We start from the raw sequence: 13,135 nt of genomic DNA on the forward strand, positions 1-13,135 counted from the left end.
AAAGGGATTTATTACAGTTGTAATAAATCCCTTTTTCTTAATATAGTATATAATCCTGATTAGCTTAATAATGTAATAATTTGTGAGGCTAATTCAGTTCCGATTCTGTCTTGTGCTTCTCCGGTTGCGGCTCCGATGTGTGGCGTCAACGAAATTTTTGGGTGCATCAGGATCGTCATTTCCGGTTTTGGTTCGCTTTCAAAAACGTCCAATCCAGCAAAAGCCACTTTTCCAGAGTCTAATGCTTTTATCAAAGCCACTTCATCAATTACGCCTCCACGAGCACAGTTTACAATACCCACACCGTCTTTCATAGTAGCCAAAGCCGCTTCGTCAACAATGTAACCGTTTTGTGCCGGAACGTGTAGTGTAATAAAATCTGCCTCTTTAAACAAAGACTCTAATGATTGCGAAACGATCGTTGTCGTGATAGACTGGCCATCAAAAAACGTTACCGTTACATCTACAGACGGAATAAAACTATCTGCTGCAATTACTTTCATACCCAAACCAAGCGCCATTTTTGCAGTAGCTTGACCAATACGGCCAATACCCACAATACCTAACGTTTTCCCTCTTAATTCAATACCATTTGCGTATGCTTTTTTCAAACCATCAAAGTTAGAATCACCTTCCAAAGGCATATTTCTATTCGAATCATGTAAAAAACGAACACCAGAAAACAAGTGCGCAAACACTAATTCGGCAACCGATTCAGATGAAGATGCCGGCGTATTAATCACATGAATTCCTTTGCTTTTAGCATAATCCACATCAATATTGTCCATACCAACACCACCACGGCCAATAATTTTTAGCCCCGGGCAAGCATCAATAATATCTTTACGAACTTTTGTTGCGCTACGCACCAAAACTACGTCTACATTGTTTTCATTCACAAAATTAGCAACTTGTTCCTGCGCTACTTTTGTTGTTATAACTTCAAATCCACCTTTTTCTAAAGCTAGAATTCCACTTTTAGAAATTCCATCATTGGCTAATACTTTCATTTTAGTTTATGTCTTTGCGAGGAACGAAGCAATCTCATCATCCTCAATATTAATTTTTTTTTTTTTGATTCAGGAGCTAATCCCGCTATCCGCTCCAATCTTTTGTGCCGAACCCCGGCACAAAAGGATTTCCACTGCTATCGGGGCTAGAAATCCAGTGTTCAATTGCTACTTTCGATTCAACAATTAATCAAATTAACGATTAACCGAATATACAATTAAACTTTACTTTCCAAAGCCTTCATTACATCTACCAATACCTGAACACTTTCGATAGGCATCGCATTGTAAATAGAAGCTCTGTAACCGCCCACAGAACGATGTCCTGGCAATCCAGAGATATTCGCTTCTTTCCATAAAGCATCAAAAGTGGCTGTATGTTCATCGTTGTTGAGCAAGAAGGTCACATTCATATTCGAACGGTCTTCAACAGCTGCAGCACCTTTAAACAATGGGTTTCTATCAATTTCTGCATATAATAAAGCGGCTTTTGCATCGTTCAGTTTTTCAACAGCTGCAATGCCACCTTTGCTTTTAATCCATTGCAAAGTCAATAGCGAAACATAAACGGCAAAAACAGGAGGTGTATTGTACATACTTTCTGCTTTAATATGTTTGGCATAGTCTAACATGCTTGGAATTGTTCTTCCGTTTTTACCCAAAATTTCTTCTTTGATGACCACCAAAGTAGTACCTGCAGGACCCATATTTTTTTGAGCTCCGGCATAAATCAAATCAAATTTAGAGAAATCTAAATTGCGCGAAAAAATATCAGAACTCATGTCGCAAACCACAGGAATGTTGGTAGCTGGAAATTCTTTCATTTGAGTTCCAAAAATGGTATTGTTGCTCGTACAGTGAAAATAATCGGCATCAGTTGGTATCGAGTATCCCTTAGGAATATGGTTGTAATTTTCTTCTTTTGAAGAGCCTACGACTACGGTTTCTCCAAAAAGCTTCGCTTCTTTGATCGCGGCCGTTGCCCAGGTTCCAGAGTCTAAATAAGCTGCTTTTCCGTTTTCTTTCATCAAGTTGTAAGGCGCCATCAAGAAGGCTGTACTTGCACCACCTTGCAAAAATAAGGCTTGATATCCTTTTCCTTCCAATCCTAATAATTCTAAGGCTAGCGATCGAGCTTCATCCATTACCGCAACAAAATCTTTGCTTCTGTGCGAAATTTCCAGAATAGATAATCCGGAATCGTTAAAATTTAGAACTGCTTTTGATGCTTTTTCAAAAACTTCTTGTGGTAAAATACTTGGTCCTGCGCTGTAGTTGTGTTTTTTCATGGTATAGTAAATAGTCCGAATTTTAAAAACGCAAATTTCGGCAATAGGAGCTGAAAAAGCGATAAATTATTCGAAATAATTGAACATATTTTTACTTTGTTGTTAACAAAAACGTTATAGTATCTACGTTATCTGCGTAATCCCATAATTGGGGTTTTTGACTTTCGCCAAACGCAATACTGTTTTGAATGAGATTATTGCTCACGATGCACTGAATTTGCTCAGCATCAGCGTGAAGTCGTTTTTGTAGGTCGTCTATATTTTCGTAAAATTCGTAAAAAACGCTCGAAATAGGAGAGGCGTAACTGGTGTCTTCTTTGATGGTAAGAAACCCATTGTCGAGCAATTTAAAATTACTCATCAAAAATACCGCTTTATTATAATCGTAATTATTAGCGTATTTCTCGTAATGAATAACATCCTGATATTTGAAAATAGCTTCAAAAAAAGCATCAAATTGATAGCCTTTTGGGACAAATATTTTCGAAACATTGCGGCATCCTAAACCAAAATACCTAAAAATATCTTCGCCTAATGCTTCCAAATCTTCTTTGGTTTCCTGTCCATTCAAAACAGCAACCGAATTTCTGTTTTTTCGAATGATCGAAGGTTTATCTCTAAAATAATATTCAAAATAGCGAGCTGTATTGTTGCTTCCGGTAGCAATTACGGTATCAAAATTTTCTAATTTTCCTTCCACGAAAGTGATTTTATCTTTCAGGCTTTCATCAATAAAAATTAAATATTTAGCCAAAAAAGGCAATAAATGCTGGTCGTTTGAAGAAGTTTTGATTAAGGTTTTATTTCCCGTAATCAAAACCGATAAGAAATCATGAAAGCCTACCAAAGGAATATTTCCGGCCAAAATTAAAGCAACCGTTTTTATATTTTTATTGTCCTGAGAAGCGTTTGAAGAATAAGGTGCTAGCCATTTGTTAATGTTTTCCTCGGTCAAGGCTGTAGCCCAAGATTGTATAGCAAAATACACTTGTTCAGGGGTGTACCATCCATTGTGAGATTGAGAAAGCTGAATTAAATGTGTAAAATCATCAAAAAACAAATCATTACCTGAAACCAATTCGTTTTTAGTGTTTCCTTCCTCAGAAAATTGACTTAAAAATTGCCCTAGTGCTATAAAAGATTGTTTTTTTTCGTTTTGTAACATAAGTAATTTGTTTATGAAAGGTTTTGATTGTAATTTTGCACAAAAATAAGCATAAATAAGTCGAAAGTCAAAAGGCATCTGGTCAAAAGATTGAAATGCTTTTTTTTGACTTTTTAACTAATAAGACTTTTAACTTTAAGACTGAAAAACAATGGCAATAATAATAACTGACGAATGCATAAACTGCGGGGCTTGTGAACCAGAATGCCCAAATACAGCAATTTATGAAGGTGCTGACGATTGGAGATATAAAGATGGAACAAGTCTTTCTGGAAAAGTAATTTTGCCAGACGGAACTGAGGTCGATGCAGAAGATGCGCAGACGCCTATTTCTGACGAAGTGTATTACATCGTTCCTGGTAAATGTACTGAGTGTAAAGGTTTTCACGATGAGCCTCAATGTGCTGCTGTATGTCCTGTTGATTGTTGTATACCTGATGATAATCACGTAGAAGATGAAGAAACCTTGTTAAACAGACAGGCGTTTTTGCATGGATAACAGTTAGTCATATAATTTTGAATTCATTTCAAAACTTACATAAAAAAGGAGTCCTAAGTGTTAAACTTAGGATTTTTTTTGCTTTTTTTTTGCTCTTTTGCGTTTTGTTGTGTATTGTATTGATATTTAACGTTTTATTTTTGTTAATTTGATGTGAATTCATAAAAAGTAAATTTCACAATAAACAATGAAGAGATTAATAGTTTTATTTTTCATATTCTTTTATGTTACCGTTTTTTCTCAAAGCAAAGAATATTCTATTGTTGTAAAAGATATAGAAACTCAGTTGCCCATAGAAAATGCAACCGTTGTAATAGCAAAGACAAAACAAATTTTGATAAGTAATAAAGAAGGTAAAGTAAGTTTTATGTTAACGGGAGGTTCAAATATTGAGGTCTCTGAAACAAATTACGAAAAAGTGTTGCTTCGCTGGGCATCTTTAAAACCGGATTTATTTGTCGTTTATCTTAAAAGTAACAACAATAAATTGGCAGAAATTGTTGTCTCAAAAGAGAATCCTGAAAAAAATCTTCAAAAAATTGTTTCTAATTCAAGGCAGAAACTTGCCAATTCGTACAGATTAAAAGTGTATGTAAGAGAGTTTTTCATGCTGGATAATAAATATTCTTATTATAATGACGGATTGGTAAATTTTCAATTTGAAGGAAATCAAAAGAAATCTACCACCACATTATTAGTAGAGCAAAACAGGTCTTATGGATTGCTGGAAACTGATGTTAGTGCCGATTTAAAGGGATATAATTTGAATAATATTATGGAAAATTATTCAAATTTAAAATATCTTGATCCTCTTTTAGATTCAAAAACGAAGAAAGAATATGAGTTTACAACAACGGGTCATCCAAATAATAAGGACTATTATATTATGTCTGTGACTCCGTTGGATACATCTAAAAAGGCGCTTGAAACGTATGAGATTATTTATGATCCGATAAAAAAGTTAATTGTAGAATATAGTATTATTATTAAGCCTGCCAATCTAATTCAAATTGAAGAAGAAACGAAACTAGGTGCTAAAAATGTTACCAGATCGGTAATTAAGGTAACTTACAGAATTGATGGTGAGGATTATTATTTGCTCAGTTCTAACGAAGAAATAGCCTATGATCTGGTTCTGAAAGATAAAGTAAAAAATATTCAGGTTCGCAATAATTTTATTACTACCAATTTTAATAAACAAAATTTCACTTACAATGAAAGTGATGTTTTTAAAGAAAAAACACTTTTCAATAAAAAGAATAAAGTGCTGACAAAATACTGGGATATTTCTGGATTTACAGCAACCGACGAAGAAAAAGCAATTATTGATTCGTTGGAATTTAAGCTGTGATTTTTTTTCTTGCTACAATAACATACGTATCATAAGCGTACGTTTTTCTGTCGATAGTTTTAATAATTTCGAAATTATTAAGATAGAGAAAAAGCTGAATTTCATTAAGAGTAAAAACACGCACTGTCGAAAAATCATTTTCAATCACTTCTTTTTTACCATTTGACATAGTGTAATATTCTGCGTTCCATTCGAGCATAAAATTTTCCAGAGAATTGTTGGTATCCCAATGACTTTCCCTTATGTAATTGACGTTTTTATATTCAGCTTCGTGAGTGATAACAGGGTTTTCTTTGGTAAAAGGAATAAATCGATTGGCATCTATAAAATCAAAAATAAGAACACCATCTTTAGTTAAATTCTTAAAAATGGCATCAAAAGTAGTATTGACATCAGCATTGGTAATGAGGTAACTGGTGCTTCGTCCCGTAATTAGGATAGCGTCTACCGGATTTTTGAGTTGAAAATTGCGCATGTCACCTTGCATAAAAGAACAATTTTTATTGCGTTCTTTGGCAATGGCAATCATGTCATCGCTATAATCGAGACCTTGGTAATTTTGTTTGTTTTGTTCGAATCTTTTGGCAAGGTTTCCGGTGCCGCTGCCAATTTCTAAAATACTGGAGGCATTATTTTCCTGTATCAGAGTATTGTAAAAAGCATATTCTTGGTCGTAGTCAACAAAAGTTTGATACATTGCATCGTAAATTGCAGCCATTTTTCCGTCGTATAAATTTGCCATAACAATTGTTTTTTAATTATAAAATTATAAAAAAAAGGGCATATCAAATGATAGCCCTTTCTAAATATTTTTAATATTCTAAATTAGAATTTATAGTTTAAAGATAAATTAAACATAGTTCCTAATTGACTAAAATGCGAACCATCATATGTCATTCTAGAATAACGTTGGTTGAATGTAATTAAGTTAGATTGTGCTTTAACTTGTGCAGGATCTGCTAACAATGCTGATCCAGCAGCATTTTCGGCAACAAATTTCCATTCTGGTAAAACATTAAATAAGTTGTTTACGTTTAGCGAGATTGTTAATTTTTCTGTAGCAGTAAAATTAACTCCTAAATCAGTAACAATTTTGGCAAGGAATTGTGTTTTTAGGTTGGGTTGGTTGTCATCTCGCAATGTTTCACCACTACCATCAGGATTTCTTACCAAATTTCCATCAGTATCTCTTACTTCATTAGAAACTAAACCGTCTTGGTTAAAAGTAGATTTTCCAAAATAAGTATTATTAAGAGAGAATCCAAATTTTCCAATATCATAATTAGCTCCAAAAATCCATTTTGTATTTGGTCTTGAAGTAAAAGCAAGTGAGTTTAAAATATCACTGAAAGAACTATTGTTTTTCATTCCAGAAATTCTTTTGTTTTCAAAAGTAATGTTTCCAGATAAATTAAAACCTAATTTACCTTCTCCTATACCAATGTTACTATAACCAGTAACGACATCTAAACCAGTAGTTCTAGAGTCAAAAGCATTAGAAAAATAGGCAACATTACCAATAACTTCTGAAGGTTGAGCTGGATCTGCTGGAGTTATCACCTCATATCTTCTGTCTCCTAAAGTTACTCTGTCTTCTATTTTAATATTGTAGTAATCAAGTGTTATATTAAAATTCTTGAAAGGTTTTGCTCCAAGACCAACTGTTATGTTTGTTGATTTTTCTGGTTGCAATTGATTTACACCTAATTTACGAGCCTGAGGTGAAACATTATTAATGATTCCACTCACTTGAATTCCTTCACCAGGAACAAAAGAATATTGTGATTTTTGCGTATAAATTTGGTGTAATGTTGGTGCTCTAAAACCTGTAGAAATAGATCCTCTTAAAGTAATTTTATCTTCCAAAAATTTATATCTGGTACTTGCTTTCCAAACGGTAGCTCCACCAAAATCACTATATTCTTCATGACGAACTGTTCCGTTGATCAAGAAGTCTTTTGTGATATCAAAGGCCACATCCAAGTAAACACCCACGTTATATCGGTTCCATTTTCCAGAATTTTCAGGTCTGTTTCCTGCAAAAGAGTCAGCACCAGTTCCATCCCAAGAGGCTTTATCACCCTCAATTACAGAAAAATTCTCAGTTCTAAATTCAGTTCCAAAACCAATACTTATTTGATCAGATACAATTCTCGAAATATCAATGTTTCCAACAACATGGTTAAAAGAAGTTCCACCTGGCTTAAACGAAATAGGGCTATTTTCTAGATAAATATTGTTTCCATCTGCGTCAACCAAATCAGATCTGTTTACGGAGTTGTTTACCGTATAAGTTTGTTTATTACCGCCTACAGTTAAACTACCATCTGTATTCCAGCCATTTTTGACATTTTTGAAACCTAAAGTAGCGTTATAATCATTTAACTCTCCTTCAAAAGTAGGAGCATAACCATCATAAGAAGGATTTGAATCATCACCATTTCCGAAAAAATCATTTAAATAAGGATTAGCAGGATCTAATGGTCTCCAATATGGTGTTCTGTAGTTAGCAAAAGAGTTTACTTTTTTATATACATACGCCGCATTATAGTATAAGTCTGTGTTTTCACTAATTGGACTTCCACCATTAATTAAGAATTTTGCAGCAGCTGTTTCTGGAGAACCATTTACGTTTCCAGCATCTGGACGACGGTTAAGAAAAGATTGAACATCAGCAATATTAGCACCAAAATCTCCAGCGTCACCTTCTGCATCAACAGTACCAGGTCTGTTGGCTAAACTTACTTTAGAGAAATCGATAGTATAATTCAAAAATCCTTTTTCTCCAACGGTTGTACCGCTATTTAAGCTCACACCCAGCATTTCGCCATCACCTTCAGAAGTAATTCCGCTTCTTAAAGTTACTGCACTATCTGTTCTGTTTTTCTTTAAAATAATGTTCATAACTCCGGCAATCGCATCAGAACCGTATTGAGCAGAAGCACCATCACGTAAAATCTCCACTCTTTCGATAGCGTCTGTTGGAATAGCAGAAATATCGGCACCTGTTTCTCCACGTCCCGGAGAAGTCTGCACATAAAGTAATGAACTTAAATTTTTACGTTTACCATTAATAAGGATCAAGGTTCTGCTTGGCCCCATATTTCTAATTTCGTACGGGTCTAATAATGATGTAGCATCATTTACAGGAGTTTGTACGGTATTAAAAGAAGGGATTTTGTATTGTAATGCTTTATCAAAGGAAGCTTGTCCTGTCGAGGTCAGGTCTTTGGAGGATAGTACATCAATTGGTAATGCAGTGGTAGTGTTGCTTCTTGCTGCTGTTCGTGATCCGGTTACGACCACTTCATCAAGATTCTGACCACCTTCTTCTGATAATGAAACATCAATTGTTGTAGCATTTGCCAATCTGGTTATAGTATTGTATCCTACATAACTATAAACTAATGAAGCACCTTCCTGCACTTTAATTTTATAAAAACCTTCGATATCGGTAGTGACACCGTTAGTTGTTCCTTTTTCAACAATGTTAACACCAGGTAGGGGATTACCCGTATTGTCTTTGACTACACCCGTAACTTCCTTTTGAGCAAAGGCAATTAAGGCATTAAATAGAAATAATAATACTGCAATTTTTTTCATACTTTGTTTTTAATTTTGGTTATTGGTTTGTTATCTATTGTGATAAAAGTAGTAGTTTTTAACAAAAGATTAGTAATAAGTTTGTTTTTTTTTAGGAATTGCCTTAAAAAAACATTAATCCGCAATTTTGGGTATATTACAAGCTAATAAATCTTATATTTGCAAAATTTTAAAGCTAAAAACTATCATTTTGTCAGAAATTGATAATTCGAAATAACAAAACATATTTCCGTAATAGTTTCTCCTAAAACAGTAAGGCAGAAGCAGTAATGGTAAGGCCTGAGTCACTCAGGATCAAATAAAAATAAATAGTATCTACAGATGAAAGCAGGAATTGTAGGATTGCCAAATGTTGGAAAATCAACATTATTTAATTGTTTGTCAAATGCAAAAGCGCAAAGTGCCAACTTTCCGTTTTGTACCATCGAACCTAATATTGGTGTTGTAAATGTACCAGATCCGAGAATCAATAAATTGGAAGAATTGGTAAAACCCGAGCGCGTACAAATGGCCACCGTAGATATCGTAGATATTGCAGGTTTGGTAAAAGGGGCAAGTAAAGGCGAAGGTCTTGGAAACCAGTTTTTAGGAAACATCAGAGAGTGCAACGCGATTATTCACGTGCTAAGATGTTTTGATAATGACAATATTGTACACGTAGACGGAAATGTAAACCCAATTCGTGACAAAGAAACGATTGATATCGAACTACAATTAAAAGATTTAGAAACGGTAGAAAAACGTCTTGAAAAAGTAAAACGAGCTGCCAAAACAGGTAATAAAGAAGCGCAGGTAGAAGAGGCATTGCTAAACAGAATTAGAGAAGCGTTGTTGCAGGCAAAATCGGCAAGAACTATAATTCCTCAAAATAATGATGAAGAGGTTCTTATGGAAGCTTTTCAGTTGATTACGTCAAAACCAGTATTGTACGTTTGTAATGTTGATGAAAATTCGGCAGTAAACGGAAACAAATATGTAGATCAGGTTCGCGAATTAGTAAAAGACGAAGACGCCGAAGTAATCATTCTTTCGGTAGGAGCAGAGGCAGATATTACAGAACTAGAAAGCTACGAAGAGCGTCAGGTTTTTCTAGAAGATATGGGCTTGACAGAACCAGGAGCATCTGTTTTAATTCGTGCAGCTTACAAACTTTTAAAACAACAAACTTATTTCACGGCAGGTGTAAAAGAAGTGCGCGCTTGGACCATCAACATCGGGGCAACTGCGCCACAAGCCGCAGGAGTAATCCACACCGATTTCGAAAAAGGATTCATCCGTGCAGAGGTAATTTCATACGAAGATTACGTTCATTACGGTTCTGAAGCAAAAGCAAAAGAAGCTGGAAAATTCAAAGTAGAAGGAAAAGAATACATTGTAAAAGACGGAGACGTAATGCACTTCCGTTTCAACGTATAAATTTCCACCAATAAATAAATAAAGTAGACTGCTGAAGAAATTCAGCAGTTTTTTTATGCTCAAAAAGTATCTTTTCAAAAGAACAATTTTCAGAACCCAATCCAGCTTTACACTCCAAGATTTTTCGCAAATTGCTTTTTTTGTTGGGCATAAAAAGAGCTTCTTTCAGTCGCTTTTTTATCGCCACAAAAAATAGCCATTCACAAAAAATGCTTTCCATTGCAATCTGGGGTAGATAGAAACAACATGGTAAAAATATAAAATTTACAAAAAAAGCAGGAAATCTATATTCTTATTAATCCGTACATTTGAGCATATATCCAAAAACCAGAGCAGTCTTGAAAGTAAAAAATATATTCGCAAAAACATGGTTTCTGTTAAAGAATACCTTTTTAGAATTTGATGATGATAATGCGATCAAACTCAGTGCAGCATTATCCTATTACACCATTTTTGCGTTACCACCTTTATTGATTATTATCATTACAATCTGCGGATTTTTCTTTGGAGAAGAAGCCGTGGCGGGACAATTATACGGACAAATAAATGGTTTGGTAGGTAACGGAGCCGCAATTCAGATTCAAGAAGCTATAAAAAATGTAGAACTGTCAGGCAACAATGTTTTTGCTACCGTATTCGGAGTTATTATGCTGCTCATCGGGGCTTCGGGAGTTTTTGCGGAAATCCAGAGTTCTATCAATTTTATTTGGGGCTTGCGCGCCAAACCCAACAAAGGACTTAAAAAATTCATACAAAATCGCCTCATGTCGTTCTCAATGATTGCTTCAGTTGGTTTCTTGATGTTGGTGAGTCTTTTTGTCAATACCACACTTGATGTCGTAAGTTCACGATTAAAAATATATTTTCCAGAAAGCACCGTTTATTTGTTTTATGTAGTCAATTTGATTATTGTTTTGGCGAGTATTACATTTCTGTTTACGATCATTTTCAGAACATTACCCGACGGAAAAATAAGGTGGAAAGATGCTTTTATAGGTTCTATTGTTACGGCGGTACTTTTTATGATCGGTAAATTTGCTATCGGTTTTTATTTGGGCAGTTCAACCGTTGCCTCTTTATATGGAGCGGCCGGTTCGGTAATAATTATTTTGGTTTGGGTCTATTATTCGGCAATAATTCTGTATTTTGGGGCAGAATTTACCAAAGTATATGCAAAATCCTACGGTGGTAAAATTTTCCCCAACGAGTATTCGGTAGAGATAAAAAAAGAAATTTTTGAAATAAGTGAACCTGTAAAACACAAAAAATGAAAATAATAGCCTTTGGAGGAAGTAACAGCCAGCAGTCGATCAACAAACATCTTGCAACGTATGCGGCAAGTTTATTTGAAAATGCAGAAGTCGAAGTTTTAGATTTAAATAATTACGCCATGCCATTATTTAGTGTTGATCTGGAAAAAGAAGTGGGGCAGCATGAATTGGCAAAAGCTTTTTTGAAGAAAATCGAAAGAGCAGATATTCTGGTCGTTTCTCTGGCCGAAAATAACGGTAATTATTCAGTTGCTTTCAAAAATATATTTGACTGGTGCTCCAGAATAATGAAAGAAGTTTTTCAGCAAAAACCAATGTTATTATTGGCGACTTCTCCCGGTCCAAGAGGCGGTGCTTCGGTTTTAGAAATTGCCAATAATGCTTTTCCAAGGTATGGTGCGCAGATCAAAGCTACTTTTTCGTTACCGGCTTTTAATGCCAATTTCGATTTACAGGAAAATAAAATTTCGAATGCTGAGCTAAACAAAGAATTAACTGATAGTATTAAATCTAGTTTTTAATCCATGACAATAAAAAAGCTTGTTTTTGCATTTTTTGTTCTGAATATTGTTTTTCTAAATGTATCTTTTTCTCAAAAATACAATGCGATTGATAATACAGTTCTAAAATATCCAAAATTTAATACCACAGAAAATCTGGCAGAAAGAATCACAAAAGATTTTACGACAGATTATGACAAAGCGAGAGCGATTTACAGCTGGGTTGCACTCAATATAAAGTATGATTATGCAGCGTTGTTAAAGCCACAAAGAACTCAAGGTTTTAGCTATTCTAATGAGGCCGAAAAGCAAAGGAAAATCCGTCAGATTAATGATCAGTTAGTACAAAAAACATTTACTTCCCGAAAAGCAGTTTGCGAAGGTTTTACAGCGTTGTATCAGCATTTAGCCGAATTGGCAGGGTTGAAATCTGAAATTGTTCGTGGAGATTCTAAAACGAATTTAAGTGATATTGGGCGAAAAAACACCACTTCCAACCACGCCTGGAACAACGTTTTGATTGATAAAAAATGGAGATTAGTTGACGTTACCTGGGGACAGGGCTACTACGATAGCAGTAAAGGTAAAATGGTAAATGATTATTCGCCGGTTTATTTTGATACAGCTCCAGATTATTTTTTTACCAAACATTTTCCTGATTCAGGTTCTTTTTTGGGAGACAAATTGAGCAAGGAAGATTTTCTCAACGGGCCATTAATTTATAATAAAACGATCGAAAAAGAGTATCAAATTATTGCGCCTAAATCCGGAATTATTGAAGCAAAATATGGCGATAAAATAACCTTCAAATTCAAAAATATTACAAAGCCGGAAAACCTTTTTTATCTCAATAAAAAGAACCAGCCAGTTAAAATTGAAAGTCCCAAAGAAAGAAAAGGGACTTTAGAATTTGAGGTGACGTATGACAAAAATATAGGCAACTTTATTACGTTTTTTTATTATCAAAGCAGTATTGTTTCTTTTAAAATCATACCGCAATAAGAGTGTTTTTTTTGCCGTTTTTATATTTT

The 13,135-nt window shown here is 34.6% G+C and carries 11 protein-coding genes; 6 read left to right on the forward strand and 5 right to left on the reverse strand.

Translation table 11 applies throughout. The features are described 5' to 3' along the window. Positions 1-59 precede the first annotated feature (59 nt). The 3 genes from LNP22_RS11570 to LNP22_RS11580 form a co-directional block, all read right to left on the reverse strand. Positions 60-1,010: a D-2-hydroxyacid dehydrogenase gene (locus LNP22_RS11570; protein WP_229973593.1), complete on the reverse strand. Its 951-nt coding sequence runs from the start codon at positions 1,008-1,010 to the stop codon at positions 60-62. A gap of 218 nt (positions 1,011-1,228) precedes the next feature. Next, complete coding sequence (gene serC / locus LNP22_RS11575) at positions 1,229-2,299, reverse strand: 3-phosphoserine/phosphohydroxythreonine transaminase (protein WP_229973594.1); 1,071 nt, start codon at positions 2,297-2,299, stop codon at positions 1,229-1,231. 91 nt (positions 2,300-2,390) lie between these two features. Then, entirely contained in the window at positions 2,391-3,464 is a 1,074-nt protein-coding gene (locus tag LNP22_RS11580; protein ID WP_229973595.1) for an acyl-CoA reductase, read from the reverse strand. 151 nt (positions 3,465-3,615) lie between these two features. On the opposite strand from LNP22_RS11580, the gene LNP22_RS11585 reads away from it, so the two are divergent. Further along, entirely contained in the window at positions 3,616-3,963 is a 348-nt protein-coding gene (locus tag LNP22_RS11585) for a 4Fe-4S dicluster domain-containing protein (protein ID WP_210665702.1), read from the forward strand. Positions 3,964-4,150: 187 nt separating this feature from the next. Next, entirely contained in the window at positions 4,151-5,314 is a 1,164-nt protein-coding gene (locus tag LNP22_RS11590; RefSeq protein ID WP_229973596.1) for a hypothetical protein, read from the forward strand. Here LNP22_RS11590 and LNP22_RS11595 read toward each other — a convergent pair. Together LNP22_RS11595 and LNP22_RS11600 are read right to left on the reverse strand one after the other, a co-directional pair. Continuing rightward, positions 5,304-6,056 (reverse strand): class I SAM-dependent DNA methyltransferase, encoded by a 753-nt coding sequence (locus LNP22_RS11595; protein ID WP_229973597.1) that lies wholly within the window; start codon positions 6,054-6,056, stop codon positions 5,304-5,306. The genes LNP22_RS11590 and LNP22_RS11595 overlap by 11 nt on opposite strands. A gap of 83 nt (positions 6,057-6,139) precedes the next feature. Continuing rightward, complete coding sequence (locus tag LNP22_RS11600) at positions 6,140-8,917, reverse strand: TonB-dependent receptor (protein ID WP_229973598.1); 2,778 nt, start codon at positions 8,915-8,917, stop codon at positions 6,140-6,142. A gap of 321 nt (positions 8,918-9,238) precedes the next feature. Between LNP22_RS11600 and ychF the strand changes: the two genes are divergently transcribed. The 4 genes from ychF (at position 9,239) to LNP22_RS11620 (ending at position 13,106) form a co-directional block, all read left to right on the forward strand. Further along, a complete protein-coding gene (gene ychF / locus LNP22_RS11605) occupies positions 9,239-10,333 on the forward strand; it encodes a redox-regulated ATPase YchF (RefSeq protein WP_210665698.1) in 1,095 nt (364 codons plus the stop codon). Between the two features lie 338 nt (positions 10,334-10,671). Then, complete coding sequence (locus tag LNP22_RS11610) at positions 10,672-11,604, forward strand: YihY/virulence factor BrkB family protein (protein ID WP_229973599.1); 933 nt, start codon at positions 10,672-10,674, stop codon at positions 11,602-11,604. Next, complete coding sequence (locus LNP22_RS11615; RefSeq protein WP_229973600.1) at positions 11,601-12,125, forward strand: NADPH-dependent FMN reductase; 525 nt, start codon at positions 11,601-11,603, stop codon at positions 12,123-12,125. The genes LNP22_RS11610 and LNP22_RS11615 overlap by 4 nt, the downstream gene beginning before the upstream one ends. 3 nt (positions 12,126-12,128) lie before the next feature. Further along, complete coding sequence (locus tag LNP22_RS11620) at positions 12,129-13,106, forward strand: transglutaminase domain-containing protein (protein WP_229973601.1); 978 nt, start codon at positions 12,129-12,131, stop codon at positions 13,104-13,106. Positions 13,107-13,135: the final 29 nt, after the last annotated feature.

Origin of the sequence: Flavobacterium flavipigmentatum, from assembly GCF_020911905.1 — a bacterium.
Classification (GTDB): domain Bacteria; phylum Bacteroidota; class Bacteroidia; order Flavobacteriales; family Flavobacteriaceae; genus Flavobacterium; species Flavobacterium flavipigmentatum.